Raw genomic sequence first — 24,697 nt, 5'->3', positions numbered from 1 at the left:
GGACTTGACATATGATGCGTATCTCATACATTTCACATACGACACGTATATCAAACTGGGCGTGAGATGTGAAGCGATACGTCGCGCTCAACGGTCGTTGTCAACAATGAAGAGAGATCAGAATGACCCAACGCGAAGCAATCTTTCCGGCCGACAGGCACGCTCTTTACGAAAAGCACGGGTATTCCGCCGCGATCCGATCCGGTGATCTGCTGTTTGTGTCCGGACAGGTCGGCAGCCGTTCGGACGGGACTCCCGAACCCGATTTCGAAAGCCAGGTGCGGCTTGCCTTCGAAAACCTGAAGGCGACGCTGAGTGCCGCCGGCGCAACGCTGGATGATGTCGTCGACGTCACCAGCTTCCACACAGACCCCGAAAACCAGTTCGGAACGATCATGGCGGTCAAGCAGGAGATGTTCAGCAAGCCGCCCTACCCTAATTGGACCGCCATCGGCGTCAACTGGCTCGCCGGCTTCGACTTCGAGATCAAGGTCATTGCCCGTATTCCGGGCAGTCACTGACATCGGCGGGCCGCATCCGTCGCCGCACGAAGCGCCCGGCAGAAGAGCGGCCCCGCCCTGCCACCTCCTGACCATTAGACAGTATCACAACTTTAGATTTAAAGATCCGATCTCACTCTCAGAAGCCTCCTGTAGGCGTGGCATGGATCACCGGATGTCCCTTCCATTGTTGTCTGCTTGCATTGGCCCGGCACGATAGAGAATAGTCCGACAGGCCGCCTGCCTTGCCATATATATAGAAAAATCAATCACATATTCTCCGGGAACAAAGATCGCCTCTGCGTGTTTTGACCGCAAGGATCTTCATCTGATCCGCAAAGTGGAGGAACCACGTATGAAGAAGATCGCCTTTGCGGCGACCATTCTCTGCGCGTCTACAGTTGCAGCCCTTGCCCAGACAACACCGGCTCCACCTGCGGATGGAGATATATCTGCGGTTGTAATCCCAGACACCAAAAATCCGACTGCGCCCGTTGAGGGCGCCAACAGCCTTACCGAAGCTCAGGCGAAGGATCGTATTGCGGAAGCGGGTTACACCGAAGTCAAGAATCTCAAGCTCGACGACAATGGGATCTGGATGGCCTGCGGCATGAAGGACGGGAAAGCCGTCTCCGCCCTCGATTATCGAGGCAACATCGTCGCCAGGTAGCCCAAGGAGAAGCATCATGAGAACTGTAACCGGAGTTTTCGACGACTATTCGGACGCTCGCTCCGCCGTCACCAAATTGGAAGCGGCAGGTATTCCCTCGAACGACATCAGTATCGTCTCCAACAAGGCTGACCGGGTCCATCGCTCCGGCGTTGCTGAGGATGCAGCGATCGGCGCCGGCATCGGCGCTGCCGTCGGTGGCGCCGGCGGCCTGCTCACCGGACTGGCCCTGATGGCCATTCCTGGTGTCGGAGCGGCGGTTGCCGCAGGCTGGCTCGCCGTGACTGCGGCCGGGGCTGTCGCCGGCGCCGTCACTGGCGGTGCGGTTGGTGGCCTGATCGGCGCCCTCACCGACTCGGGTGTTTCGCAAGACGATGCCCACCTCTATGCCGAAGGTGTCCGCCGTGGCGGCAGCCTGGTCACGGCCAAGGTCGACGACGCCCGCGCCTCCGAGGCGCAGGCCATCCTCCAGGGTTCGAACCGGGTCGACCCGGTCGGCGCCGGCGTGCCTATAACGAGCAGGGATGGACCCGGTTCGACGACGCGCCCGATCGCTACTCCCCCGAGCAGATCGCGCAAGAGCGCGACCGGTATCGGCGGACAGCCGTTTAATCGGCCTTGAGTTCAACCCTCCTTGCACCTCGCGAGGAGAGTTGGCTGTCGGCCAGAGCACGCGAAACCGTCCCTATGCCGGCCCAAGGGAAGCTCTTGCGATGGAGTTTGCGGACGTTTGCCGCCGCCCTCGAGATTTGAGCAGGTTTGCGAAGATTTCAGATTTTCGAAGGGCCAAAAGAGCGTGCCGCCAAGGCCGAGGGTTTCGCCCGTGCTGAGCTGGCAGCTACCGCGGCCGGAGAGCCACTATATCGCGCCTGCTGGTACCAACCCGTCAAGAAATTCTTCGACGAGCGTGGCGGGGCTCCGGTTCCTATCCTGCTTATGAGCAAGACGTTCTGATCTTCAGATTTGGCGGCCGCAGCGCCGATGTTCTTATTGTGTTCAGGTGCGCGATACTCTATTCCTTTTCAAGATGGCTGACGTCATGGCAGCATGGACGGCGGTTGCGGCCCCTCAGCTAGGCCGACAATTCCAACGCTGCGGATCAAGAGCAACCGGGTTGGATGATTTCGGGGCCGGTGTTCTTCAGGCTGTCAACGCCCGTTCCGGTCGGCCACATGGTCATAAGCTCCGCCGGGTATGGCTTCATCAGGTCGGATGGATTTGGATCAGGAGATAGCCAGCGCTCATAATCCTTTTGACGGAGGATGACGGGCATTCGTTTACTGATGTTCGCCATCAACTCATTCGACGGGCAGGTGATGACAGCGAAGGTGCGGATATCGATGCCAGCCGGGTGACGCCAGACCTCCCAAATGCCGGCAAGAGCGAACAGAACGTCGGTCTTCATCGCGACAGCATAAGGTTGTTTGTCCCGGCCGCTGGCGTACTTCCACTCAAAGAAGCCATTGACTGGGATCAGGCAGCGGCGCGACCGATAGGCAGGTCCGGAAAGTCCATGCGTGGCAATGTTTTCGCAGCGAATATTAATCAATGGGAGACGCCGGTCGCTCGGTTTCATCAATGCGGGCACCAGGCCCCATACCGCCATTGCAAAGACCGGCGCCATGATATCCGTCTCCGGCCCTGCGTCTTGGATGATGATCGCGTAGACCAGCCGCGGCGCGCCGTTATATCGAGGGATGCGGTCAACCAAGCCGTCAAGGTCGCCTTGTCCGGCGAAAGCGAACCTACGCGCAAGCTCGTGAAGCGATTCCTTGATATAAACACGACTACACATTCGACCATGCCATTGGGGAACTACCTATTTAGATGTAACCCTGCCTCGGCAGGTCAAGGCAGCAGAACCGTTCCCGTGCGGAACCGAACAATCGATACCCAATCTGGGGCAATTGCCTTTTAAGATGGTGCTGATGAAGTGGGAGGATCCGCCCCGTAATATTCCCTGTAATTCCGGAACCTGGTGTCAAACAACATCCGGCTTACAGGGCAGTCGCAAGCAGCTGGCGGCGCTCGCCGGCACGGAATGCTCGCTATGCTTCCGCTCCATGGTCCTCTTTTTGTGAATGGACCGGACCGGGCGCGAAGCGGTCGTCTACCTCGAGATCGCTAAACGACAGCTACGGACTGAAGGCGATCTAAACCCGGCTCGAGTCCTTGCGCGCCGCAAGGAGGGTTGTCCGTCGGCCAGAGGACGCTAGACGTGCGGACGTTTGCCGCCTCCCTCACCGCGTCGAATTGCCGGTTTCTTCGCTGACGCCGACCCGGTGACGATACACCATTTCCCAGCCTTTCCAGCCGTTGAACAGCAGCAGCGCAACGGCGATCAAAGACAGCGCCAGCCCGGTCGGCACGATGAAATCAGGGCCCTGTACGACCCGACGCCAAAGGCTGACGGCCTCGATCAGAACGAGGACGATGTTGCCGATCATGTGAAACCACGCAGCCCGCAAGCTGCGGATGCGGCTATCGCCGAAGAAGTCGGTCAATCCGGCGAGTGCCGCCAGTGCTGCCATGACGAGGCCGGCCGCCAGCATCCAGTTCGACGCCGCCGGCCAGAACGGGTCGCCGGACTGGCTGTGAAGGATATCGGTGACAAGCGTTCCGACGAAGAAGGCGACCGGGAACGGGATCAACATGGGATGGATCGGATGGCCGGCGATGCTCAACGTGCTTTTCGGGTTCATGTGCTCGCTCCGACGTGCTCAGCTTATGCGCTGTGAAAACAAACGGCGGCATGTTCGGTTCCCGGCTCGTCGGGGATGAAGGCAATTTCGAGCAGGTTCGCAAAGGCTTCAGGTTTTCCAGGGCTTATCGCTCATGACAACGACTTTGAGATCACGACTGAACCGCGATCGGGATCACGACTGAACCGCGATCGGGATCACGACTGAACCGCGATCGGGATCACGGCTGGCCGCGATCGGGATCACCGACCCACGGGCCTGACGTCCTTCTGCTTGATCGTGTCAATGCCGGAGGCAGCTTCTGGGCTACCGCGCGACGATGGCATGCGGTCTGCCGGGGCGCGCGACCGGACGAACCACCTCAGATTCGGCCGGTCGATCAGCCGCTGGTACGCCTGCTCGGGGGACCCCATAGCAGCCGCCGGCGATCTCGATCGGCTTGTCGCGATCCAGGATGCGGACGTTGCCGCAGGGTCTTGGTGGGAGAGCGATCGCAATCTACAATCGATTATTGCCGACCGATTCAGCCAAGAGGCTGTAGAGCGGCTTTGCGGCATGTCACCTGCAAATGCTCTGGATCACTTATGTCGAGCTGGTCCCATGGTACCAATTTCTTGCTGCCAGGTCCTGCCGCCCCCAGGGCGGTCAGAACGGCGCGGCCAATGGCCAGGGCGGACAGCCGTTCAAAAAGGCCGTAAGCACCGAGGTGATACTCGAGGACATAAAAATTTTCGCCGCGCGCTTCGGCCCTGACCTCTTCCACACGCCCGACAGGCTTGCCGTCAAGGTCGTAGACCTGTTTGCCCAGAAGCAACTCGAGCTGGACCTCTTTCATGATTGCCCTCCCGGTATCCGGTTGATCACGTGCTGCTCCAGCCATTCCTGGCATCGCCCCAACGGCGTCACGCGTCGATCCACGTCCACTTCGATGTCGACTCCCACGTCTCTCACTTTTGCCCATGGCACACGAAAAATCTCGGCCGCACCCTCTGCGCCTGCGGCCCTGCGAATCCAAAGCATCCAGCGATAGGGCCGGCGGCCCAGCCGCCGCGACAGCGTCAAACTGCCCATCTCAATGAACGCGACCTCGGGCGCGTTCCCATCAGACAGGGACAGGACGATCCCGTCTGCCTTACCGATACGATTTTGCTCTTTGTCAACCATTTGCTTGTCAAGAACGTCGCGGATCAGAAGCATATCATCCTCCGAATATTTGCAACGGAATGGTTATGAGAGCGACGATAAACGAGAGGCCGATGATGACCAGCACGGCAGTGTTACTGATCCATCCATTGCCATGATCGCCGACATAATTCCGATCGTTCATCAAAAACAAAAACGGAACCACGCCAAAGGGCAAGGCCAAGGCCGTGATCGCCATCGAAAAAATAGTGAGTTGGAGAGGATCGACCCCAATCGCGATCGGCATGAAGGCAACTGCGATGAAACCCGTATAGACGAGCGAGAAGGCCGGGTTGGTCCTCGGCTTGGCGTCTTCCGACCAGTTCCAGCCGAAACCCTGGGCAACCAGATAGGCCTGACCGAGGCTAGCTTCCAGCGCGGCGCCCAAGCAGGTGATGCCAAGCGAGGCTGCAAACAGGTAAAAACCCCATTTGCCCAAAGCCGGAGTCAAGATCGGCGCAATTTGGTCATACCCTTCGATGTCGGTGATGCCGCGCGGCGGGTAGGCGAGTGCCGCCACGATCAAGATTGCGGCTGCGATGACGGCGCCAAAGCTCATGCCGAGCGTCGAGATTACGCGATTGGCGCCAAAGAAGCTCTTGTCCCATTTTTCTTCGATTGCGCCTGACGAGTAGAACAGGAACAGGAACGGAGCGATGACGGCACCGAGAATGCTGACGGCAATGAATCCATAGTGCAGCGGCTGTTTGTCTGGCAGCGTCGGCACCAGACCTTTGGCCACCTCCAGCCAGGGCGGATCCATGACGAATACCCCGACCACGAAGCACAGCGCTACCAGGCCCAGTATAGCGACGCCGTCCTCGATCATGCCGAACGTGCCCTTCCAGAGCAGAAGCCACACGATGATGGCGACAGGCAAGGCCCACCACTGATAGTCCACGCCACTGACGAACTGCAATGCCAGGGTAACGCCGCCGATCTCCGACGCCAGGACGAGAAGATTGACGATCGAAACGATCAGCAGCGTGAGCAGAAAATAGTTCGATCCAAATCGCTCTCTCATTCCATCCGCAACGGTGTGGTGGCTGGCGATGGCAAATCGCCCGGACATTTCGATCAGGAAAATGAGGCAGACTGTACCAATGGCAATGGCCCAAAGCAGGCTGAATCCATATGCTGCGCCGGCCTGGGCCGAGGTCGCAATCTGACCGGTTTCGATAAACCCTCCGACGCTGGTTACGATTCCAAGTGATATCTGAAGCAGCTTTTTCATCCGCCCGCTCCAAGGGTCGAACGCTGTTCGGCCTGATAGCGGTGGAGCTCGGCGATGTGCTGGTGCCCCTGTTCAAGGCGGCCATGGCCAATCTCGTCATGCGCCGCAGAGATCAATCCATTCAGCATGAGGACGGCCGCTCTGGCGTGGGCGGTTCGCGCCGTTTGCGGCAGCTGTGATGCGATATCGGAGATCTCCGTCTGGCATTTCTCGACTGCGAGATCGGTGAAACCTTCTGGAACATTTTTAGCGATGCGGGCATCGAGGATCATTTCGGCGCTGGCACTCCAGGAGAGGATCTGCTGCATTTGCTTTTCGAACCGCTCATCTTCGTTCGTGCAGGAGACGAGGGACAGCGATAGAAACGCCGATAAAGCTATTTTCCAAAATGGAGGAAACCTGCCTCGCCTCTTATGCCGCGAAAGTTGTGACATCGAAGCTTTTGCAACGTCGGTAGAGGTGCTCCGCAACAAACACTGGATCAAAATGCATCTCCTCACTGCAAACAAGGCAATGTCATAAAAATTCGATCATCAACTAACCCGCTATCGATCGTCTAAGTTCCAAATTTGTGCGCAAGCGCAGGGGACACCTTTGGGTGGGGCCGCCGAGCAGATGCTGCGGAGGTTGCCGAACTAAGCGGTCGTGAGAACGCGTACATCTCCCTTGCGACCCACGACGTCTACGACGACCTGTCGGCCGGATCGGCGAATGGCGACGTCAGCGGATCCGGAGCCAACCATAAGATGCCGCAGGGTGATCTCATCCAGGAATGCCGGCAGGCGCGGCTGGTTGAAGCTGATCTGTGAGGCGTTCGGGTCGAAATCCAGGCCGAGGCACGATTGCAGCAACGACAAAGGCGCTGACGCGGCCCAGGCCTGCGGCGAGCACGCCACGGGATAGAAGGTCGGTCCGTGCGACCGCCGCTGGGCAAAACCGCAGAACAGCTCGGGAAGCCCGCGTAAATCGATATAGGTCGAGGCTGCGAACAGACCTTCAAAGATCTGCGCTGCCGCGGGCTTGAAGCCGTAGCGCGCAAGCCCCATGGCGATCAGACTATTGTCGTGCGGCCAGATCGAGCCGTTGTGGTAGCTCATCGGGTTGTAGCGCGCCTCGGTGGCGGGAATAGTGCGAATGCCCCAGCCGCAGAAGGACGAGGCGTTCATCAAGGTGCGAACCACCTGTTCGGCTCTTTCGGGGTAGGCAATGCCGGTCATGAGAGCATGGCCGGCATTCGAAGAGCGAACCCGGCAGGCTCGCTTGTCTCCGTCCAGCGCCAGCACGAACGTACCGAGTTCCTCGTCGAAGAAACGGAGGTCGAAAGCACGCCGGAGCGCCTCTGCCTTCGCCAGCAATTTCGCCGCGCGCTCGGGCCGGTGGAGCCGGCGGAATATCTCCGCGCCCGCTTGCCACGCGCCATAGACATATGCCTGTACCTCGGCAATCGCGATCGGTCCCTTGGCGAGTGTCCCGTCCGCATGAAAGACCGAATCGTGGCTGTCCTTCCAGGCCTGGTTGATCAAGCCCTCCAAGGTCTGGCGCCCGTATTCGACGAAGCCGTCATCGTCGCGGTCGCCATATTCGTCGATCCAGGTCAGCGCCGCCTCGATATGCGGCAGAAGCTGATGAAGGGTCGCCGTGTCACCGGTGCGGTCCAGGTAGCTCCCCGCCAGCATGACAAACAGCGGGGTCGAATCGACGCTGCCGTAGTAACGGCGGAACGGAACTTCCCCCAGCTCGGCCATTTCACCGAAGCGAACCTCATGGAGGATCTTGCCGGGTTCGGCATCCGAAGCGGGATTGATCTCGGTCGCCTGGTTGGCGGCGAGATGGCGAAGTACCCCCTTTGCGATGGCTGGATCCAGCCAGAGCGTCTGCAGCGCGGTGATGATCGCATCGCGGCCGAACACCGTGCTGAACCACGGCGTCCCGGCATAAGGGTACGGCCCTTCAGGCGTGTCGGTGATCAACATGTAAAGGTCGGACACGCTTCGCCGCGCAAGCTGATTGAAGATCTGGTTGGAACTCGAGACCGATGCCGTCCTTGCCATCGACGATCGCAATGCCCGTCGAGCATCGCGCATGGCGAGGAAAAAGCCGTTGACGCGGCGATCCTTGTCCGAACGGTCGCAGTCGATCTCGATGAAGATCGAGCGACTGCCGCGCGCGCTCAAGTGGAGGTCGTAGACCGCCAGATCCGGTGCGAGTTCATCGGGAGCCGGATCGAACGAGACGCGGGTTGTCCGTGTTTTTCCATCGAGGCCGATATAGGACAGAAGGACGCTTCCATCTTCGATGACGGCCGGCAGGCTACGGCCTCTTTTTGCCCGCACGGTGCCTCGCACTTCGAAGAGGTCGGCAAAGTCCGAAAAGAATTGCAGCTTCATCCGCAGGTGATGATCGCTGTCGTCATAGTTCGTCACTGCCAGGCGCTCATAACAACGCCCCGCCCATAGAAAGCGTGTCCTTCGAATATGGATGAGATCATGCTCGAGACGCAGCTTTCCATCTTTGCCAAGGAAGTCCGGGTTTGTGAGATCGCAGGTGAGCGTGGCGTTGTCGTCGCGCAATGTCGACGACAGCAGCATCGGACGCCTATCCTCGAGCGTCAGGTAGAGATGCGAAAGATATCGCGTGTCGCGGTGAAAGAGCCCGTCGGGACTTCCTGGTCCGGAAAGAGCATCGCCATTGTGGTCGAAGACCGCGAATGTATCGCCATGCTTCAGTGTACGTGGTTGCCGTTCCTGCAGCGACGCGGCAGCGGGAATGAAGAACTGTGCTATCGGCGCCACTTGTTTCATTGCGGCGGGATTTGGATTGCCGCCTGCCGATGTCGTCATTGTCGCCTCCGGTTTTTATGCCACAACCTGGCCAATGGATATCTCAGGGTTCGGGCGCCGGCGGTGCGCGGCTTTTGCGCAAAATCCGTGCAGCTGGCCGTAGACCGCGAGATAGTCTCTTGCCATACGTCCCGCAGTAAAGCGTCGCTCGAAGTTCGCCCGCACCTTGCGTCGATCAAGCTGCAGTGCCCATTCGACGTTCTCGACAGCTTCGGCAACGGTATCGACCAAAATTCCCGAGATCCCGTCGCCGATCACCTCCGGGACCGAGCCGCAGCGGAAGGCCAGAACCGGTGTGCCGCAGGCCATCGCCTCGATCATCACAAGCCCGAAGGGCTCAGGCCAGTCGATCGGGAAAAGCAACGCGCCGGCATTGCCCAGGAAGTCCGCCTTCTGATGATCGTTGATCTCGCCGATGAACTCAACGTTCGGATGGCTCATCACCATCGGCTGAATTGCCGTTTCCCAATAATGTTTGTCGGCATTGTCGATCTTGGCGGCGATCTTCAGCGGCATGCCGACCTTGGCGGCGATTTCAATCGCCCGGTCAGGCCGCTTCTCCGGAGCGATCCGTCCGAGGAACGCGAGGTAACCGCCCGCCGGCTTTTCCGTGAAAGACAGGAGGCTAGCGGGCAGGCCGTGATAGACCGTCCCCAACCAGTTGACCGGCGGCATTGGGTGGCGTTGGTCATTGGAGACCGATACCAGGGGAATATCCGGAAACGCCTTGTAGAAAGGCCAGAGATCAGGCAGGTCGAGCCGCCCATGCAGCGTTGTTACGGTGCGGTCGGCAAAATGTCGGATCAGCGGGAAATGCAGCAGATCGACATGAAAATGCAGGACATCGAATTCGGGCGCGCGCCTGCGGATTTCCTCAAGCATAAGGATCTGGTGCGGCAGGTGGTCCTTGATGGCGGGATTTAGCCTCAGGGCAACGTTCGAGCACGGCACGAGGCGGGCATCGGTAACGGAATCACCGCTGGCAAACAGCGTCACATCGTGGCCTTGGGCCACCAGCTCTTCGGTAAGATACGAAACAATCCGCTCGGTTCCCCCGTATAATTTCGGCGGAACACTTTCTGCAAGCGGGGCAATCTGAGCGATCTTCATCGGCAAAATCTCCTCAGGTGAGCAGAGAGTCGACCGCAAAAATCGGGGCCGCATACTAAAAGGCATGCGGCAGTTGAATCCTAAATTTGCAACGGCTGCTTCCTGCGTCCTCCTCTCCAGTAGGTCTTCCCAGTCCCATCAGGACTTCATTTTGCCGAACTCAGCGAGCGTGTTTTGGTTCCGGCGCAATGGCTCGCTAGCTGGTCTTCTTCCGCAACAGCGCGTCGCTTTCGCAGGCAGCCGTCGACGTCGTCTTCGAAGTGTGGTCATGCGAACGCAGGGAGCCCGGTCGAACCGCTTGGCAATTGCGGATGGCTCCAGGGCGTTAAACGCCTACCAGGACATCTACTTTCAACCGGACGGATCGAGCCTGGGCGACGCGCGCCCCTCGGGCCTCCCTGGGCCGTGGCGATCACCTTCGGTACTAGATCTCTGAGACATTTCGATCGCTGACCCGCCGCAGGTGCGGGGGCACGTCTTCTATGTCTGCGAGCTTGCCATGCGTTCTGAGAAAGCGACTGAAATTCGCCGCGACGACCGACGCGGGAAGTTGACGGTTGGCGGCTTTCTGGCAGGCGTCCAACATCACCTCATAGGTGACATCGCGTTTCTCCTCCGGCCATTCGTTAAGAAAATCAAAAAGATCGTCAAGCCCGGCGATCTCTTGCACGAAGTACTTCCGTTGCGCGTAAATCGGGTGTTCAAAAGTATCAAGTGCCATCGTTTACCTCCTTTCATGGCGTGAGTGCCGCTGATTTAGGCAACGGAATTCCGCTCTTCAAGATCGCGGTTTGGCTGAGATCGTCACCGGGGATGGCTTTCGTGCTGGCATCGATGATGTGCTACGCGAACTGTGGCAAGTCGTCGTGTATATCGTACCACTCGGCCTTCGAGGCGACGAAGTAATGCGCGGTCGGCGGCGCTGGCAGCGGCGTATCGAGCGTCCCCAGCCGCAAGCGCACGACATCCGGCACCGCATCGCGGCGACTGATGATGGGCGAACCGCAGTTGGAACAGAAGAGGCGATGAACGCCTTGCGAAGAATCGAATGCCTTCAGCGCCGACTCGCCCTCAATGATGACGAAGTCGCTGGTCGCGACGGGCGCATTGCTCGCGAATGCGGCAGCGGTCGCCTTACGACAACGCGAACAATGGCAATAGATCGCCGCACCTAGCTCGCCGCGAACTTCGTATTTCACTGTGCCACAGAGACAGCTGCCTTTATGCATAAGAGCTCCCGTCATCCGCCATCACGGCGTGAAATTTAGTCTGAGGACTTCATGATGTCTTCTTATCGCTCACGCGGACCCGGTGCGGTTTCGGGCTACGATTTCATCGTGAGTAAGGCTGCCGCCTTTGTCCATGAAGACCTTGATCAGGGCGTCGCGGTTGCCCGCCGAGCGGTTCTGATCAGCTTTTTCGAGTGCCGTTTGCAGCTCGTCAGCAGACAGTTCCGTGCAATAGGCAGGCGTGCCTGGCTGTTGTCGCCACGAGGTCGCGAGACCCCCGGCATCGAGAGCGTCGAAGCCCGTCGCCTCTACCAGTTGCATGACAATCGACTTCTTTTCGAGGTCATCACCCGCTACCGGAAGGGCGATGCGGCCGGGTTGCGACTTGTCTACGCCTTTTTCCGCGAGCGTCGCAGAAAGCACCGCATTCCAGGCTTTAACGATCGGTCGGTTGATCTGCTCGCTGACCCAGACCGCTTCCGGTTTGCCACCATCGACGTCGGCGATCGCTCCGTCACGGAACGGGTAGTAATTGGACGTATCTACGACAACGACGTTCTCGGGAACATTTGCGAATAAATCGGCAAGATCGCGATGAGCCGAAAACGGGACGGAAAGGATCACAATATCCACCCCCGCCACGGCATTTTGCTTGGTCGTTGCCGTCGCACCAACTTTCGCTGCAAGCTCGCGAATAGATTCCGGGCTCTTGGAATTGGCAAGCTTGATCTCGTGCCCAGCGGCCGCGAGCTTTCGCGCCAGCGTCGCGCCGATGTTCCCTGCGCCGATAATTCCGATCTTCATAACATTTCCTTTGCTGCGAATATTGGATTCAACGCACTCCAACGGAGACGTGGGAAGCCGCGACCTCGAGCGACGGTGGCGCCGGGTCGCCTACCCCACCACCTAACGAACTCCGGGTTCGGACGACGAGATCAACGCATCTTCCAGCAACACTCTGGCTGCATCGCGGTTTGCCTCCACAATAGCAGGATCGCGCGTCGATTGTGCAATCACGATCGCGCCTTGGAAGAGCGACAGGATCTGGATCACGGCTCTTTCGGGATTGCTCAATGCCAAGGGCTCGATGAGTGACGCAACAAATTCATGCAAGCCCCTGAAATACCCGGCGATGGTCGCCTGTACGTCTGGGGAATTGGCCTCCGGTCCGAACTCGGCTAACCCCTTTACGAATGGGCAGCCGCGGAAAGAAGGCGCGCGGAACGGTTCCTCCATCGCGTCAAAAATAGCGAGGACACGCTCCAGCGGCGACAGCCCGGCTCTTTCAGTCGAGGTTGCGAGCATCTGAAACCAGGTGTCCGTTTTGTAACGCAAATAGGTAGCGATCAGGTCTGCCTTCGATGGAAAGTGTTTGTAGAACGTCATCTTCGCCACGCCGCTTTCGGCAATGATGCGGTCGATCCCGACAGAGTGGATGCTGAACCGGTAAAACAGGTCCGATGCCGTCTTTAATATTCGTTCTCGCGGGGAAAGCGCATTAAGCGGTTGTCCCTCCACATCCACAAATTCAAGCACGCTGCGCGTTGGCATCTTCCATCACCTCATTGTCCGCTTATAGACAGACTATTCTGTCAACTTTGCGATTGCAAGTACATACAGGTCTGTCTATATGGTGCGACGCCCCTTGGATTTCATGGAAAGGACTTAGGATGAGCGGAAAAGTCGTTGTTGTAACAGGCGCGAGCAGTGGTTTTGGAAAACTCACGGTATTGGAGCTTGCGAGGCGGGGCCATTCGGTGGTTGCGACCATGCGGGACGTCGAAGGGCGAAATGCCCAGGTGCGGAGGAATCTTATCGACGCGGCGAAAGCTGAAGGGCGTGTGCTGAAAGTCCTTGACATGGACGTTGCCGACGAGGCGTCGGTCAATTCCACGATCGACCAGGTCGTCAAGCAGCACGGAAAGATCGATGCCCTGATCAACAATGCCGGCATAATGCCCGTCGGGGTCACGGAAGCCTATACTGTCGCTGACGTCGAACGGCTATTTGCGGTCAATTTCTTCGGCGCCGTGCGGGCCGACCGCGCCGCTCTGCCGCATATGCGTGCCGCCGGCAGCGGGTTGCTCGTTCATGTGACATCGCTGATGGGTCGGGTGGTCTTTCCGTTCTTCGGCACCTACTCCGCGAGCAAGTTCGCGCTCGAAGCGCTTGCCGAAGCCTATCGGTATGAACTGAAGGGATTTGGAATCGACTCCGTCATCGTCGAGCCAGGCCCATTCCCGAGCAACCTCATCTCGTCGAGCCCGGAGCCGTCCGACCAGGCCGTGCTTGCATCCTACGGCGACGTCGCGGCGATACCGGGTCAGATAAAAGCCCACGCCAACGACGGACATGACGAGGCTAACCCGCCGCGGCCCCAGATGGTTGCCGATGCCATCGCACGGCTGGTCGAGGCCACGGAACGACGTCCGTTGCGCACGGTCGTCATGCCTGAAGGCATGGACCTCGGAGTGCAGCGGCTGAACGACGCGGTAAGCCCAATTCAGAACGACCTGCTCAGCGCGCTCGGCATGTCGAGCGTGATCTGAAACTCTGGGGTTGTCGGGTGGTGCCACCTGCCGCCCTTTGAGGGGTCTCCGGACGGACCCGTTTGCGACGCCGCATACCGGCAAGGTTTGTGGCACTTTCTGCGTAACCAGTCGCGGCCGTGATTGCCCTTTCGCCAGACACGTGTCGGCATCGGCTTTGCTTGTTCGTCTTTACACCGTGGCTCCACTCGATGGGCCAAGGCGGCGCAGAACGACAGGAGGCCGAAATGAACAGGGCAAGGGTTCGGTTGGAAGGCCGGGGGCTGGTCGAATGCCCAAGATGGCATGACGGCGAGCTGTGGTTCGCGGATTGGACAAGCGGCGAAATCCTGGCCTTCAGCGAGCACGGAACTGTCAGAGTGGCGACAGCGGCGAAAGCCCCGCCCCTGTCATTCGACTTCGGACCACAGGGCGACATGTACGTCGTCGCGTCCGGGGCATCGCATCTGCTGCGGTTCAACGGCTCCGGACTGGAAGAGTTCGCCGAGTTAGGAGCGAATGGCTGGAACGAGATCGTGATCGATCCGCAAGGCCGGATCTACGTCAACGGCCCGGCGATCCTGCTGATACGTCCAGACGGGGCGGTCGAAACACAAGCGGAAGGCTTTCAGTTTCCGAACGGAATGGCTCTCTCTGCGGACGGGCGCACACTGGTTTGCGCCGAAAGCTGGGCGAAACGGCTGACATCGTTTGATGTCGCCGCCGACGGGCAACTCTCCCATCGAAGAGTTTGGGCCGATCTTCCCGGGCCGCCCGATGGCATATGCTTCGACGCTGAAGGCGCGATCTGGTACGCCGACGTCCCCAATGCTTACTGCCGCAGGATTCGTGAAGGCGGCGCGCTCCTCGATGAAGTGAAGCTCGATCGCGGCGCCTTCGCCTGCATGCTGGGCGGACCCGATCGAACCACCCTCTACATAACTGCCGCCAGATGATTCGGGATGGACAAGATGGACCAGATGAGTGGAACTGGCCAACTGTTGTCCGTCGAGGTCGAGACGGCCGGCGCGGGTTGGCCTCACGGGTAGTCGGCATGTGGTAGCCGCATCGGGACACAAGATCGGATCGTAGCGCGCTCCAGAAGAGGCCCTTGCGACCGAGTTTGTGAAAGCTGTCACCGCGGCTCAACTGGCCCTCGTCCGGTAGGCATGGATGGATTCGCCAAGGCTTTCTCCTTGGCGCTCGCGGCCGTGAACCGACCCAACATCAGACCGACTGCAATGTCACACCAGCTAGAGAACCATGGCAAGGCGAACCCCAGCACCACAAGAGCCGGGATTGAAAAGAGAGCCAAGATCATTTCGCCGAGCTGGCCGCTGTTCTCGAGCAATAGAATAATCGGGAAAAGGATCAGCGACGGAGCGATCCCCCACCAGAAACAGAGCATAAATCCGATCGGATAGATAGCCAAGCGAGGCGCCCGCTTCGCCAAAGCGATTGCCCAGAGCTCGCTGCGATGACGGTAATAGGTGATCCGCTGCCAAAGTTTACCCATCTCACCAAACCCGTATCGCGTTGTGCGGACGTCACCAATCTACGCTGCTTTATCGTAACCGGTGTTGTGACCCCACGTTGTCCGCTGTCGCCTGATCTGGGATCGAGTTTCCATGGACGAGCGACAAGGAGTTTCTCCATGGACACTACATTGGAGGTTCTCACGACGCGGCGGGGCCGACGTGAGGCTCATCGCCAATTTCACTGAGGAGAGGAAAGGACGCGATCACGTTCAGCGACTTGACGGGTCTGGACCGGCCAAAGAGTGTAGTCGCCGCCGAGTTCGCGATTGGCATGTAGCGGCCAGTTGGGATCGTTGAGCGCGCCCCGCGCTAAAGCTATAAAATCTGTATCGCCGTTCTCAATGAACGCTTCGGCTTCATAGGCATCGCCCAATAGCCCGATTGCGATAGTCGGAATACCGGCGCCTTGTTTTACCGCCTTAGCGAAGGGGACTTGATAGGCTGGAGCGGACCTAATGCGGCCCTGAGCAAAGCCGCCGCTAGAGCAATCGATAGCATCAACACCACGTGCCTTCAGTTCCGCGGCCAGCGCAACGCTGTCGTCCACCTGCCAGCCGTCGGCATTGTTGTCACTGACCGAGAGGCGAACGATGAGCGGTTTTTCGGCTGGCCACACGCTGCGGACGGCTTCGGTGACTTCAAGAACCAGCCGCATTCGATTTAGTCGGCTACCGCCATATTCATCAGTTCGATGGTTGGCGAGCGGCGACAGAAATTGATTGAGCAGGTAACCATGCGCGGCATGGATTTCAACCGTGTCAAAGCCTGCCTGGTTGGCGCGCGTAGCAGCAGCCGCGAATCCGTCGACTACACGGCGGATGCCGTCTCTGTCGAGGGCTTTGGGGACCTGATAGTCAGCGTTGGTTGGGTCGTTCGATTGAGCGCTCGGACCTACGGGAATCCAGTGCTCGAAGCCAACGGCGCGGCGCTGCTCTTCTGTTGCGGGCTGATCTGCCTTATCCCGCCAAACCGGCGTCGAGGCTTTGCGGCCTGCATGGCTAAGTTGAATGCCCACGGCGGCACCCTGGCCGTGCAGGAAATTCACGATACGGGCAAGCGGGGCAATGTGCTCGCCCTTCCATAGACCGAGGTCGGCGTACGAAATGCGCCCTTCGGGCAGGACCCCTGTGGCCTCAACCAGAACCAAGCCGAAGCCTCCCATTCCGAAGCGCCCTAGATGTACATAGTGCCATTCATTGGCAAAGCCATCCTGAGCCGAATACTGGCACATCGGGGAAACGACTGTGCGGTTGCGCAGCGTGACACCACGCAGGGTGATCGGTGAAAAGAGCTTGGACATGAGGGCCGCCAGATACAATTGGAAGGAAAATACGCGGCTAGATGCGCATCACTAAGCTGCCTTGGCAACCCCCGATACGCAGATGCAGCTCGCCCGGCCAAGTCACGTTGGCACGCTATTAGTTGGCGACCGTCGCCATCGACTAACGTCCGCTGTTGGCGCATTCTTGCCACCAATGTTGTAGCGGCATTTTTCGGAATGGCCAGCCGAGCTTGGTCAATGTGCGCGGAAAACACCGCTTACGCTTTATCTTGCAAGCAAAATGGAAGGAGCAGCGTTAACAAACGCTCGAAAAGGTTGAGGATGTCACGGAGGCCCGCAGGCGCAGGCGGAATTGCGTCGTCAGGGATTGGAACGCGAAATCTTACCAATCCGTAAGTTGTCGCCAGGCCATCCTCTCGGCTAAATCTCGCCCCAGGCATGCCGGGAACGATCGGACTGATGCGAATCCTGCTTATCGAGGACGACCGGAAAACATCCGATTATATCGCCAAGGGCTTTTCCGAGGCCGGCCATGTCTGTGACGTGTTCGGCGACGGCCGCGATGGGCTGTTTCAGGCGCAGCGCGAGGCCTATGACGTCATCGTCGTCGATCGCATGCTGCCGGGCCTCGATGGGCTGGCGATCGTGCGTTCGCTTCGGGCGGCCAAGGTCGGCACACCGGCGCTGTTCCTGACATCGGTCGGCGGCGTCGACGATCGGGTCGAGGGGCTGGAGGCGGGCGGTGACGATTATCTGGTCAAACCCTTTGCCTTTTCCGAGCTGATGGCGCGCGTCAATGCGCTCGGCCGCCGGCCGCCGGTGCAGGAGCAGAGGACGGTGCTGAAGGTGGCCGATCTCGAGCTCGATCTGATCCGGCGGGAGGCCCGCCGCGCCGGCCAGGTGATCGAGCTGCAGCCGCGCGAATTCACCCTGCTCGAGGTGCTGATGCGCGGCGAAGGCCGGGTCATCACCAAGACGATGCTGCTGGAGCGGGTCTGGGACTTCCACTTCGATCCGAAGACCAGCGTCGTCGAGACCCATATCAGCCGCCTCAGGGCCAAGGTCGACAAGCCGTTCCAGGCCCAGCTTCTGCACACGGTCCGCAACACCGGATACAGCCTGCATGCGCCTCGCTAGAGTAATTCCAGGAAAAGTGCGAAGCGGTTTTCCGTCCGGAATTGCGTAAAAACAAAAAGTTAGAGCGCTTCTGCGTTTCCGTGAAAAGCTGAACCGCTCTAGAACAGGAAAATCTCAAATCCTGTTCGCAATTTGAAGAGCAAGAGCATGATGTCCTCCGAAAACCGCGCACGCTTTTCGGCATCTAGCCTGCGCAGGAGCACGCCGTTCCGGCTTGCCGTGACCTTCGGCGTGCTCTTCGTCGTCGCCTTCATCCTGAGCGGCGCGATCATCTATCACATGCTGCGGCTCGGCCTCGTGCGCGATCTCGAACAGTCGCTGGGCGAAATGAATTCGTTGATCGTCTCGACCTACGAGCCCAATGATCCCGAGGACCTGATCAATACGCTGAACAATTATGCGAACTTCCAGTCGACCTCCGACGGGCTTTATTCGCTGACGGATGCAGGCGGGCGCAAACTTGCCGGCAATTTCGCCGCCCCCCGCATCCCGAACGGCGTCTATACCGTCACCTCAGGCGATGTCGGGCTGAAGGGACATGAGCGCTACCGGATGCAGGTCTCGACCATCGGCCCCTACAGCTTGGTGGTGGCGGAAAATTTCAACGATGTCGACGAGATGCTGCGGATCGTGCTGGTCAGCTTCGAATGGGCCGCCGCGATCGTCGTCGCGACCGCGATCGGAGGCGGCGTCTTCCTCGCCTTCCGGGCCCAGGCACGGCTGGACGGGGTCGCACATACCATGAACCATGTCTCCCACGGCGCGCTCGACGCCCGCATTCCGATCACCGGCAACGGCGACGACCTCGATACGGTGGCGATCCAGATCAATGCGGCGCTGGAGCGGCTGCAGAGACTGGTAGAGAGCATGCGGCAGGTGAGCGCCGATATCGCCCACGATCTGAAGACGCCGCTCAACAGGCTGCGCCTGACGCTGGATGCCGCGGTGGCCGGAAACGACCAGCAGGCGGATGTTTCGGCGCTGCTTGACGAAGCCAGACACGAGAGCGACCGGATCAACGCCACCTTCGAGGCGCTGCTGCGCATTTCCCAGATCGAGGCCGGCGCCCGCAAAGAGCGTTTCCAGGCGACCGATCTCGACGCCGTACTTGCCGTGATTTCCGAGGTCTATGTCGACGTCGCCGAAGACGCGCAGATGGCGTTGACGATCGCCGAACGCTGTCCGGCGCTCATCCGGGGCGACCGCGATCTCTTGACGCAGATGATCGCCAACCTGGTGGAGAACGCCATCAACCATTGCCCGGCCGGAACCGGCATCACGGTTTCGCTCCGCCGCCAGGACGGCCGCGCCAACGTCTCGGTCGCCGATAGCGGCCCCGGCATTCCCGCCGACGAGAGGGACAAGGTTTTCCGGCGCCTCTACCGGGTCGACAAGAGCCGCGCGACGCCGGGAAGCGGCCTCGGGCTCAGCCTCGTCAAGGCGATCGCCGACCTGCATTCGGCTGAGATCGGCATGGCGGACAATCATCCCGGCCTCGTCGTTTCGATCGGCTTCCCGCTGATGCCGGGACTAAACACCTAACCTCTCATCCGCCATGCCGCGAGCCGGCTGAAGCGGGCGGCAAAGCGGCGCAGCTCGGCGGCGGCGCGATATGGCATCACGCTCCACGGCCGGCGGCGGCCAAGCCGGTAGGCCGAGAGCCCTGACTGGATCTGGGAACAGGGATCCGCCCTTTGGCTGACCGGCAGCGGATCGACGAAGCAGGCGCAAAGCCCATCGTCGAACTCCAGATCGAAGGCGAGGTCATAGGGCAGGCGCATGGGGACAAGCACACCGGCAATCCAGCCTGCTGCCTTGCGGTTGATCAGATAGGCGCCGGACCCCTTTTCGCGGGTGAGCGCGATGGCAAGCGAGCGCGACGCAGTCAGCGGCTCCACCTTGTGCTTTTTCCCGGAATTGACGGTGGACAGACGCAGGATGTCCCAGCGCGCCTGGTGCTTGAGGGCGGCTTCGAGCAGCTCGGCCAGGTCGTCATCAAAATCGAGATCGTCTTCCAGAATGAGGGCGAACTCGGCATGGCTGCCGAGGAACCGCTTGGCGCATTCGACGTGGCTCAGATAACAGCCGATCTCGAAAGGGTTCGGCCGGCGGCCGTGCCGGCTGAGATAGGCTGCTTCGTCGAAGCCTGGATGCTGCAGGCTCAGCCCTGCCCCATCGACCGCCGCGACGCGCTCGAAGGCAAGGCCGAAGCTTGCCAGCAGGCGTTCCATTCGGAACCTGCGCAAGGGCGCACGATCGAGATTGATCAGGTAGGTGTTCACCCGCAGGCTGACCGGATGAAGGGCCGGCATAAGGGCGGCAGGTGCGGCGCGCATGTTCATGAGAGAGCTGACCTCGATTTGGCAATGATGGCGCCAAGCTGCGCTCCAAACCTCACGGGGACCTCGCTGGGACTATACATTTTGGTAAAGTGCGGCGGTCGGGCGGACGGGCGGCATTCTTACGGATTGGTATGATCCCGGCAAAGAACGCGTAAGAATACCGCGCTACCAGCTCTCCTGCGGCATGCAGTGGACGCCTCCCTTCCCGCGATCGAAACGACAACCACCGCGCCTTCGATGACGACAGCGACCCACTGCCTGCCGTGCCAGATGACCCTTGGCTTGAGCAAGCCGCTCAGCGCCCCCACTCTCAAACCCGACGGAGACCAACAATGAAACTACGTGCCAGACTGTTGCCGCTTTTTACCGGAGCCGCCATCGCCTGCTCGGCCGGAGCAAGCTTTGCCGCCACGAGCGTGATCAATGTCACGGAAGATGGAGAAGGCGGTGGGGCGATGTCGCTGAAGCTCGACCCGCCAACGGTCAAAGCCGGCCCCGCGACCTTCGCAGTCCATAATGATGCGATGACGGAGCAGCATGAAATGGTCGTCGTTCGCCTGAAATCTCCGGACCTGCCTATTCCGGTCAACGCTGCCAAAAACCGCGTCGATGAATCGAAGCTGAAAAGCCTGGGCGAGGTTTCCGATCTGAAGCCGGGCGCCAGCGGCAAGCTGAATACCAAGCTGGCGCCGGGCACCTATCTACTCTTCTGCAACATGAAGGGCCACTACGAAGCCGGGATGGAAGCCAGGCTGACGGTGACGCCGTAGGGGCGGGCGACTGCCTTTTGCAGCACCCTTGCTGGACCTTCTTCCCCACTCGGCGGCGAGCGGCCCCTCGCCGCCGAGACAGGTATCCCGCCTCCAGCGCATCGGCCCGAAAAAATGCGAGACCTTGAGAATCTCCGGCCTGAGCGAACGGGAAAGCGCGCTTGCGGATCTTGGCTGCTAAATGACGGCGCTGCCGTTCGGGCCGATATACTCGGTCTTGAACCCATTCTTTCGGACTTCGCGCAGGAAGGAATTCGCATGTGACAGATCGATGAGGGTTTCCGGGTCGCAAAGTTCAAGATGGTTGGCGCGCAACCAGTACGATCCGCGGGTACTCACCACCCTCACCTGCCAGCCGCCTCCGTCCTGCTTCTGCAGCCGGAAGTCGGGAACCTTGCCATCCGGGATAACGGGATTGCCTGCCGACAGGTTTTTGGTGGCTGGCGGGGTGGCCGCTCTCATCGCATGTCGCATCGGATGCTCCTTGGATTTTCTGGTGCGGTGATCTCGATCTCTTGGCTATGCTCTTTTTGCTGGTGCCCTTGGGTGCCGCAGACGTGACCTGGCGGCGAACAAACGGGTAATGGCTCGCTTTGAGACAGTCTTTGCGCTGGATCAAACTGTTGGATTTTTTACGGACTGCCGGCTGCCTCGGCCGTTCTCTTCTGAATGGCGTCGGTGACGTCTTCCACCTGGTGAAGCAGGTAGAGAAGGCGACCCTGGGCATCGAAGATGGGACTGTTCACCGGCTTCCAGAATTTGGTCACGAAGAGGCCGCTGGCGTCCCGGACATCATACCGTTGGATGTGCATGGCATTGGGAACGCCTTCCTCCGCGGCATGTTTGAGCGATGCACGGAGATTGCTCACCCCGTCTGCCTCTTCGTCCGAAGGCTTGTCGGGAAAGACGTCGAACATGCAGCTTCCTGCGATCTTGGCGGCGGACGTCAGAGTGGCCTTTTCATAGGCGGCATTGATGTCGACAATGTGCAGCCCCTTGCGCGGGTCCAGCAGGAGGTGGGGGATTGAAGAGTGCTCGAACGAGTCGCGGAAGATTCGCCGCTGCACTTCCGCATGCAACGGATCGATCTCCGCCTCGAAGCCATCCGCGGCTTCGAGGATCGCCAGGTTTCTGACAGCCCGCGAGAGCATGACCTTGAGCACGTGGGTATCGTGCTCGTTCCGCTGCTCCAGCAGCAGCGTGCGAAACCGGCCGATATTTTGCCTGAGAATGAACCGTTGCACAGCAACCTCCCTCAGGCTCTGTTCGCGTCACCCATCTCGTCTTGATTGGCAAGGCGAGTGTCCTATGGCCTTCGGTCGTCGCGCCAGCGTAAGATACCGCGCGGCATCGGCCACTCAAACCGACGTTCCCCGCAAAGCCATGTCCTCGGATGGCGGCAGACCGAACTGCCGAGCGTAATCCCGACTGAACATGTTTAAGCTCGCACAAACCAACGCACCGAGCTTGGGGCCCGAGCTCAAACTTTGCCGGCGAAGCAATCTCTGCCATTTTGCAGGTCGATCGATCAAGCTCCTGGCTTCCCCGAACAGTCTTCGCAAAGGGAAAGATATCGTGGCCGAGAATGATTATGATGCCTTCGCCGCGGCTTATGATGCCGATAACGAGGTCAATGCCTGGAATGCCTATTACGAGCGGCCGGCCATTCTTGCGCTGGTTGGCGACGTCGCCGGGCTTTCCGTGCTCGATGCGGGATGCGGCGGCGGGGCGCATGCAGCGGCGCTGATCGAGCGCGGGGCTGTGGTGACCGGGATCGACGCCAGTGCGGGCATGCTTGAGATCGCGCAACGTCGGCTGGAAGGGCGGGCGCGGCTGCTATCGGCCGATCTCAACGAAGCATTGCCATTTGCGGACAAGGCTTTCGATCTGATCCTTACCTCGCTTGTCATGCATTACCTGCCCGACTGGTCGAGGCCGCTTTCGGAATTCCACCGGCTGCTGCCCGAAGGCGGACGCCTGGTTTTTTCCACCCACCATCCCTTCATGGATCACGCCTCGACCGGCCGCGACAATTATTTCGAGACCTACAGCTTCGATGAGACCTGGCAGCGCGCCGGAAAACATATCGCCATGCGCTTCTGGCATCGGCCGCTGCATGCCATGTTCGATGCGCTGAAGTCGGCCGGATTCCAGATCGATATCGTCAGCGAGCCCCAGCCCGATCCGCGCGCCCGCACGCTTTTCCCGCAGGCCCATCAGAGCCTGACGACCAAGCCGCGGTTCCTGTTCTTCTCGGTGGTGAAAGCATGACGACGGGTGCCGGCGTTGGGGTCTCTTGACTCCATCGGGCGTGGTGTTCCGATCCATATGGTTGTCTGAATGGGAGCTGCCTGCGTTGATCATCGCCCTCCGGTAGCTATTGATCCATACCAAATCGCAAGATCGGTCGAGCGCGACATATGCGGAAGGGCCTAGCTGGTGCGGTCAAAGTCGAAACCGAGAAAGGCAGCCCGAAAATTCTCGCGCTTGGACAGGATAGTGCGCCAGCTCAAATCTGACTGGAAGCCTTCGATGCAAAGCTTCTCAAATAAACGGTGATCATCATCTACCGGAAAGCCCTACTCGGTGTCGTAATAGGGCATGAACTCCGGAGCGGCTGCGCACCAGCGGCAATGCGGCTGCCCATCCGGGCCGAAGATCGTCGCGCTCATTTTCTCACGCCCTGAGAAAGGCCAAGCGGTCGTCGGTTCGGCCCGGTGCAATTTCAAGAATGTCTGCGCTTACGACACCCCCCACAACGAAAGGATCTTGCTGGAGGCGTATTTCGAGATCGGCGCGGGATGTGTTGTGGGCGAGAACCGCTCCGCCCGCACTTTGCTGAAGGCTTCCGGTAAGGAGGAAGATACCATCGTCAAAGCCCTGTTTGATCCAGGCATTATGCCCTTCCATAAGGGCGGAGGCTCGGGCCTTGTTGGCGGAGAATTTAAGTGTAACGACGAACATACAGGGGCCCTTCAGGAATTCTGGATGGAAACGGATTCGGGATGATCGGATAGATTGGGTCGCTGCACTGCCAACCATAGGCACATATCGTCGACTTCACGGCGGATGAAGGCTTCGTCGCGGAAGGCGGTCGCGAGTGCGGCCACACCCTGGCTTCGCATCAGGATGTGCATGGCAAGCGCGTCGGCATCGGTCTCACGGCCAATTGCGGCGAACTGGCGCGAAAGCCAATTGCGAAACAGAGTGAAAAGCTTGGTCGCCTCGTCCTTGGCAGTGTGGTCGAGTTTGGCGAGTTCGTTGCAAAGCGTGCCGACTGGGCAGCCAAAGGCCATGATCTTTGTCTGGTTCATGATGAGCATATAGATGAAGCTTCTGATTCGTTCGCCGGGAGCTTCAGCCCCAGCCTCCCACGCATCTAGCATCGCCTTGGTCTTTGAAAGACGATGGGCGATCACCGCATCGAGAATCTCGTCTTTCGTCTTGAAGTGATAGTAGAAATTGCCTCGCGAAAGTCCGACGACTGCCGCAATGTCGGCGAAGGACGTCGCCTCGAATCCTCGCTCATAAAAGAGCTTGTCTGCAGCCTCAACAATCTGCAGTCGTGTGGTCGCTGCCCCCAAGTGCCCGGTTCTCCATTGCAATTGCCCAGCGAGTAGGACAAATGCCCTA

The 24,697-nt window shown here is 59.6% G+C and carries 26 protein-coding genes and 4 pseudogenes; 9 read left to right on the top strand and 21 right to left on the bottom strand.

From position 1 onward, the window contains the following. The first annotated feature begins 122 nt into the window (after positions 1 to 122). The 3 genes and pseudogenes from N2600_RS04750 (at position 123) to N2600_RS04740 (ending at position 1,782) form a co-directional block, all read left to right on the top strand. Entirely contained in the window at positions 123 to 521 is a 399-nt protein-coding gene (locus N2600_RS04750) for a RidA family protein (RefSeq protein ID WP_260298225.1), read from the top strand. 334 nt (positions 522 to 855) lie between these two features. Then, complete coding sequence (locus N2600_RS04745) at positions 856 to 1,170, top strand: PepSY domain-containing protein (protein ID WP_162118193.1); 315 nt, start codon at positions 856 to 858, stop codon at positions 1,168 to 1,170. Positions 1,171 to 1,186: 16 nt separating this feature from the next. Then, a pseudogene (locus tag N2600_RS04740) lies at positions 1,187 to 1,782 on the top strand (general stress protein). 487 nt (positions 1,783 to 2,269) lie between these two features. Here the strand turns inward: N2600_RS04740 and N2600_RS04735 are convergent. The 13 genes and pseudogenes from N2600_RS04735 to N2600_RS04680 all read right to left on the bottom strand — a co-directional run bounded on the left by N2600_RS04735 (position 2,270) and on the right by N2600_RS04680 (position 13,018). Then, the gene (locus N2600_RS04735) at positions 2,270 to 2,965 is read right to left on the bottom strand and encodes an SOS response-associated peptidase (protein WP_017963273.1); all 696 of its coding nucleotides are present in this window, start codon (positions 2,963 to 2,965) and stop codon (positions 2,270 to 2,272) included. Positions 2,966 to 3,410: 445 nt separating this feature from the next. Next, the gene (locus N2600_RS04730; RefSeq protein WP_162118194.1) at positions 3,411 to 3,872 is read right to left on the bottom strand and encodes a DUF2231 domain-containing protein; all 462 of its coding nucleotides are present in this window, start codon (positions 3,870 to 3,872) and stop codon (positions 3,411 to 3,413) included. Positions 3,873 to 4,240: 368 nt separating this feature from the next. Then, a pseudogene (locus tag N2600_RS34590) lies at positions 4,241 to 4,340 on the bottom strand (Crp/Fnr family transcriptional regulator); the annotation flags it as partial. Between the two features lie 55 nt (positions 4,341 to 4,395). After that, a complete protein-coding gene (locus N2600_RS04725) occupies positions 4,396 to 4,707 on the bottom strand; it encodes a PRC-barrel domain-containing protein (RefSeq protein ID WP_222387348.1) in 312 nt (103 codons plus the stop codon). Beyond that, entirely contained in the window at positions 4,704 to 5,069 is a 366-nt protein-coding gene (locus N2600_RS04720) for a hypothetical protein (RefSeq protein ID WP_222387349.1), read from the bottom strand. The genes N2600_RS04725 and N2600_RS04720 overlap by 4 nt, the downstream gene beginning before the upstream one ends. Position 5,070: 1 nt before the next feature. Then, positions 5,071 to 6,288: an Nramp family divalent metal transporter gene (locus N2600_RS04715; RefSeq protein WP_260298221.1), complete on the bottom strand. Its 1,218-nt coding sequence runs from the start codon at positions 6,286 to 6,288 to the stop codon at positions 5,071 to 5,073. Then, positions 6,285 to 6,773, bottom strand: coding sequence for a hypothetical protein (locus N2600_RS04710; protein ID WP_260298219.1), 489 nt, complete (start codon positions 6,771 to 6,773; stop codon positions 6,285 to 6,287). The genes N2600_RS04715 and N2600_RS04710 overlap by 4 nt, the downstream gene beginning before the upstream one ends. A 150-nt stretch (positions 6,774 to 6,923) precedes the next feature. After that, positions 6,924 to 9,128 (bottom strand): amylo-alpha-1,6-glucosidase, encoded by a 2,205-nt coding sequence (locus tag N2600_RS04705; protein WP_017963267.1) that lies wholly within the window; start codon positions 9,126 to 9,128, stop codon positions 6,924 to 6,926. 15 nt (positions 9,129 to 9,143) lie between these two features. Further along, the gene (locus tag N2600_RS04700) at positions 9,144 to 10,238 is read right to left on the bottom strand and encodes a glycosyltransferase family 4 protein (protein WP_260298217.1); all 1,095 of its coding nucleotides are present in this window, start codon (positions 10,236 to 10,238) and stop codon (positions 9,144 to 9,146) included. Positions 10,239 to 10,662: 424 nt separating this feature from the next. Then, a complete protein-coding gene (locus N2600_RS04695) occupies positions 10,663 to 10,959 on the bottom strand; it encodes a DUF982 domain-containing protein (RefSeq protein ID WP_260298215.1) in 297 nt (98 codons plus the stop codon). Between the two features lie 121 nt (positions 10,960 to 11,080). Continuing rightward, positions 11,081 to 11,467, bottom strand: coding sequence for a GFA family protein (locus tag N2600_RS04690; RefSeq protein WP_260298214.1), 387 nt, complete (start codon positions 11,465 to 11,467; stop codon positions 11,081 to 11,083). Positions 11,468 to 11,536: 69 nt separating this feature from the next. Continuing rightward, positions 11,537 to 12,271: an NADPH-dependent F420 reductase gene (locus N2600_RS04685; RefSeq protein WP_260298212.1), complete on the bottom strand. Its 735-nt coding sequence runs from the start codon at positions 12,269 to 12,271 to the stop codon at positions 11,537 to 11,539. 102 nt (positions 12,272 to 12,373) lie between these two features. Then, positions 12,374 to 13,018: a TetR/AcrR family transcriptional regulator gene (locus tag N2600_RS04680; protein WP_162118203.1), complete on the bottom strand. Its 645-nt coding sequence runs from the start codon at positions 13,016 to 13,018 to the stop codon at positions 12,374 to 12,376. A 119-nt stretch (positions 13,019 to 13,137) separates the two neighbouring features. On the opposite strand from N2600_RS04680, the gene N2600_RS04675 reads away from it, so the two are divergent. Together N2600_RS04675 and N2600_RS04670 are read left to right on the top strand one after the other, a co-directional pair. Next, a complete protein-coding gene (locus N2600_RS04675; protein WP_260298210.1) occupies positions 13,138 to 14,016 on the top strand; it encodes an SDR family oxidoreductase in 879 nt (292 codons plus the stop codon). Positions 14,017 to 14,243: 227 nt separating this feature from the next. Next, positions 14,244 to 15,044 (top strand): annotated as a pseudogene (locus N2600_RS04670) (SMP-30/gluconolactonase/LRE family protein). Between the two features lie 86 nt (positions 15,045 to 15,130). Here N2600_RS04670 and N2600_RS04665 read toward each other — a convergent pair. Beyond that, positions 15,131 to 15,511: a hypothetical protein gene (locus tag N2600_RS04665; protein WP_260298206.1), complete on the bottom strand. Its 381-nt coding sequence runs from the start codon at positions 15,509 to 15,511 to the stop codon at positions 15,131 to 15,133. Between the two features lie 200 nt (positions 15,512 to 15,711). Then, complete coding sequence (locus N2600_RS04660; RefSeq protein WP_260298204.1) at positions 15,712 to 16,833, bottom strand: NADH:flavin oxidoreductase/NADH oxidase; 1,122 nt, start codon at positions 16,831 to 16,833, stop codon at positions 15,712 to 15,714. Positions 16,834 to 17,274: 441 nt separating this feature from the next. Here N2600_RS04660 and N2600_RS04655 point away from each other — a divergent pair, with 441 nt between their 5' ends. Together N2600_RS04655 and N2600_RS04650 are read left to right on the top strand one after the other, a co-directional pair. Then, positions 17,275 to 17,952 carry a winged helix-turn-helix domain-containing protein gene (locus N2600_RS04655; RefSeq protein ID WP_026154042.1) on the top strand — a complete coding sequence of 226 codons (678 nt, stop codon included), beginning with the start codon at positions 17,275 to 17,277 and terminating at the stop codon, positions 17,950 to 17,952. A gap of 147 nt (positions 17,953 to 18,099) precedes the next feature. Continuing rightward, positions 18,100 to 19,494 carry a HAMP domain-containing sensor histidine kinase gene (locus N2600_RS04650; protein WP_260298202.1) on the top strand — a complete coding sequence of 465 codons (1,395 nt, stop codon included), beginning with the start codon at positions 18,100 to 18,102 and terminating at the stop codon, positions 19,492 to 19,494. Here the strand turns inward: N2600_RS04650 and N2600_RS04645 are convergent. Next, a complete protein-coding gene (locus N2600_RS04645; protein ID WP_260298201.1) occupies positions 19,491 to 20,294 on the bottom strand; it encodes a glycosyltransferase family 25 protein in 804 nt (267 codons plus the stop codon). The two genes, N2600_RS04650 and N2600_RS04645, sit on opposite strands and share 4 nt — an antisense overlap. Before the next feature lie 332 nt (positions 20,295 to 20,626). On the opposite strand from N2600_RS04645, the gene N2600_RS04640 reads away from it, so the two are divergent. Continuing rightward, positions 20,627 to 21,064: a copper resistance protein gene (locus tag N2600_RS04640; RefSeq protein ID WP_222282086.1), complete on the top strand. Its 438-nt coding sequence runs from the start codon at positions 20,627 to 20,629 to the stop codon at positions 21,062 to 21,064. A 177-nt stretch (positions 21,065 to 21,241) separates the two neighbouring features. Here N2600_RS04640 and N2600_RS04635 read toward each other — a convergent pair whose 3' ends face one another. Continuing rightward, a complete protein-coding gene (locus N2600_RS04635) occupies positions 21,242 to 21,538 on the bottom strand; it encodes a hypothetical protein (RefSeq protein WP_260298199.1) in 297 nt (98 codons plus the stop codon). A 158-nt stretch (positions 21,539 to 21,696) separates the two neighbouring features. Further along, positions 21,697 to 22,308 (bottom strand): PAS domain-containing protein, encoded by a 612-nt coding sequence (locus N2600_RS04630; RefSeq protein WP_260298198.1) that lies wholly within the window; start codon positions 22,306 to 22,308, stop codon positions 21,697 to 21,699. Positions 22,309 to 22,639: 331 nt separating this feature from the next. On the opposite strand from N2600_RS04630, the gene N2600_RS04625 reads away from it, so the two are divergent. Further along, positions 22,640 to 23,335 carry a class I SAM-dependent methyltransferase gene (locus N2600_RS04625; RefSeq protein ID WP_260298197.1) on the top strand — a complete coding sequence of 232 codons (696 nt, stop codon included), beginning with the start codon at positions 22,640 to 22,642 and terminating at the stop codon, positions 23,333 to 23,335. A 170-nt stretch (positions 23,336 to 23,505) separates the two neighbouring features. On the opposite strand, the pseudogene N2600_RS04620 reads toward N2600_RS04625, so the two are convergent. From N2600_RS04620 to N2600_RS04610, 3 genes and pseudogenes are all read right to left on the bottom strand, one after another. Further along, positions 23,506 to 23,736, bottom strand: a pseudogene (locus N2600_RS04620) (DNA-3-methyladenine glycosylase I); the annotation flags it as partial. 4 nt (positions 23,737 to 23,740) lie between these two features. Further along, a complete protein-coding gene (locus N2600_RS04615; protein WP_017963250.1) occupies positions 23,741 to 24,028 on the bottom strand; it encodes a YciI family protein in 288 nt (95 codons plus the stop codon). A gap of 11 nt (positions 24,029 to 24,039) precedes the next feature. Beyond that, complete coding sequence (locus N2600_RS04610) at positions 24,040 to 24,648, bottom strand: TetR/AcrR family transcriptional regulator (RefSeq protein WP_260298195.1); 609 nt, start codon at positions 24,646 to 24,648, stop codon at positions 24,040 to 24,042. Between the last annotated feature and the right edge of the window lie 49 nt (positions 24,649 to 24,697).

Origin of the sequence: Rhizobium sp. WSM1274, from assembly GCF_025200775.1 — a bacterium.
Lineage (GTDB): Bacteria > Pseudomonadota > Alphaproteobacteria > Rhizobiales > Rhizobiaceae > Rhizobium > Rhizobium leguminosarum_I.
Note: the sequence above shows the minus strand (reverse complement) of the source record. Positions and strands in the feature narration are given on the sequence as shown.

What these genes read in the sequence shown, in the direction of transcription:
- N2600_RS04750 (WP_260298225.1), top strand. Translation starts at nt 123, where the DNA reads ATGACCCAACGCGAAGCAATCTTTCCGGCCGACAGGCACGCTCTTTAC.
- N2600_RS04745 (WP_162118193.1), top strand. Translation starts at nt 856, where the DNA reads ATGAAGAAGATCGCCTTTGCGGCGACCATTCTCTGCGCGTCTACAGTT.
- N2600_RS04735 (WP_017963273.1), bottom strand. Translation starts at nt 2,965, where the DNA reads ATGTGTAGTCGTGTTTATATCAAGGAATCGCTTCACGAGCTTGCGCGT.
- N2600_RS04730 (WP_162118194.1), bottom strand. Translation starts at nt 3,872, where the DNA reads ATGAACCCGAAAAGCACGTTGAGCATCGCCGGCCATCCGATCCATCCC.
- N2600_RS04725 (WP_222387348.1), bottom strand. Translation starts at nt 4,707, where the DNA reads ATGAAAGAGGTCCAGCTCGAGTTGCTTCTGGGCAAACAGGTCTACGAC.
- N2600_RS04720 (WP_222387349.1), bottom strand. Translation starts at nt 5,069, where the DNA reads ATGCTTCTGATCCGCGACGTTCTTGACAAGCAAATGGTTGACAAAGAG.
- N2600_RS04715 (WP_260298221.1), bottom strand. Translation starts at nt 6,288, where the DNA reads ATGAAAAAGCTGCTTCAGATATCACTTGGAATCGTAACCAGCGTCGGA.
- N2600_RS04705 (WP_017963267.1), bottom strand. Translation starts at nt 9,128, where the DNA reads ATGACGACATCGGCAGGCGGCAATCCAAATCCCGCCGCAATGAAACAA.
- N2600_RS04700 (WP_260298217.1), bottom strand. Translation starts at nt 10,238, where the DNA reads ATGAAGATCGCTCAGATTGCCCCGCTTGCAGAAAGTGTTCCGCCGAAA.
- N2600_RS04695 (WP_260298215.1), bottom strand. Translation starts at nt 10,959, where the DNA reads ATGGCACTTGATACTTTTGAACACCCGATTTACGCGCAACGGAAGTAC.
- N2600_RS04690 (WP_260298214.1), bottom strand. Translation starts at nt 11,467, where the DNA reads ATGCATAAAGGCAGCTGTCTCTGTGGCACAGTGAAATACGAAGTTCGC.
- N2600_RS04685 (WP_260298212.1), bottom strand. Translation starts at nt 12,271, where the DNA reads ATGAAGATCGGAATTATCGGCGCAGGGAACATCGGCGCGACGCTGGCG.
- N2600_RS04680 (WP_162118203.1), bottom strand. Translation starts at nt 13,018, where the DNA reads ATGCCAACGCGCAGCGTGCTTGAATTTGTGGATGTGGAGGGACAACCG.
- N2600_RS04675 (WP_260298210.1), top strand. Translation starts at nt 13,138, where the DNA reads ATGAGCGGAAAAGTCGTTGTTGTAACAGGCGCGAGCAGTGGTTTTGGA.
- N2600_RS04665 (WP_260298206.1), bottom strand. Translation starts at nt 15,511, where the DNA reads ATGGGTAAACTTTGGCAGCGGATCACCTATTACCGTCATCGCAGCGAG.
- N2600_RS04660 (WP_260298204.1), bottom strand. Translation starts at nt 16,833, where the DNA reads ATGTCCAAGCTCTTTTCACCGATCACCCTGCGTGGTGTCACGCTGCGC.
- N2600_RS04655 (WP_026154042.1), top strand. Translation starts at nt 17,275, where the DNA reads ATGCGAATCCTGCTTATCGAGGACGACCGGAAAACATCCGATTATATC.
- N2600_RS04650 (WP_260298202.1), top strand. Translation starts at nt 18,100, where the DNA reads ATGATGTCCTCCGAAAACCGCGCACGCTTTTCGGCATCTAGCCTGCGC.
- N2600_RS04645 (WP_260298201.1), bottom strand. Translation starts at nt 20,294, where the DNA reads ATGAACATGCGCGCCGCACCTGCCGCCCTTATGCCGGCCCTTCATCCG.
- N2600_RS04640 (WP_222282086.1), top strand. Translation starts at nt 20,627, where the DNA reads ATGAAACTACGTGCCAGACTGTTGCCGCTTTTTACCGGAGCCGCCATC.
- N2600_RS04635 (WP_260298199.1), bottom strand. Translation starts at nt 21,538, where the DNA reads ATGCGACATGCGATGAGAGCGGCCACCCCGCCAGCCACCAAAAACCTG.
- N2600_RS04615 (WP_017963250.1), bottom strand. Translation starts at nt 24,028, where the DNA reads ATGTTCGTCGTTACACTTAAATTCTCCGCCAACAAGGCCCGAGCCTCC.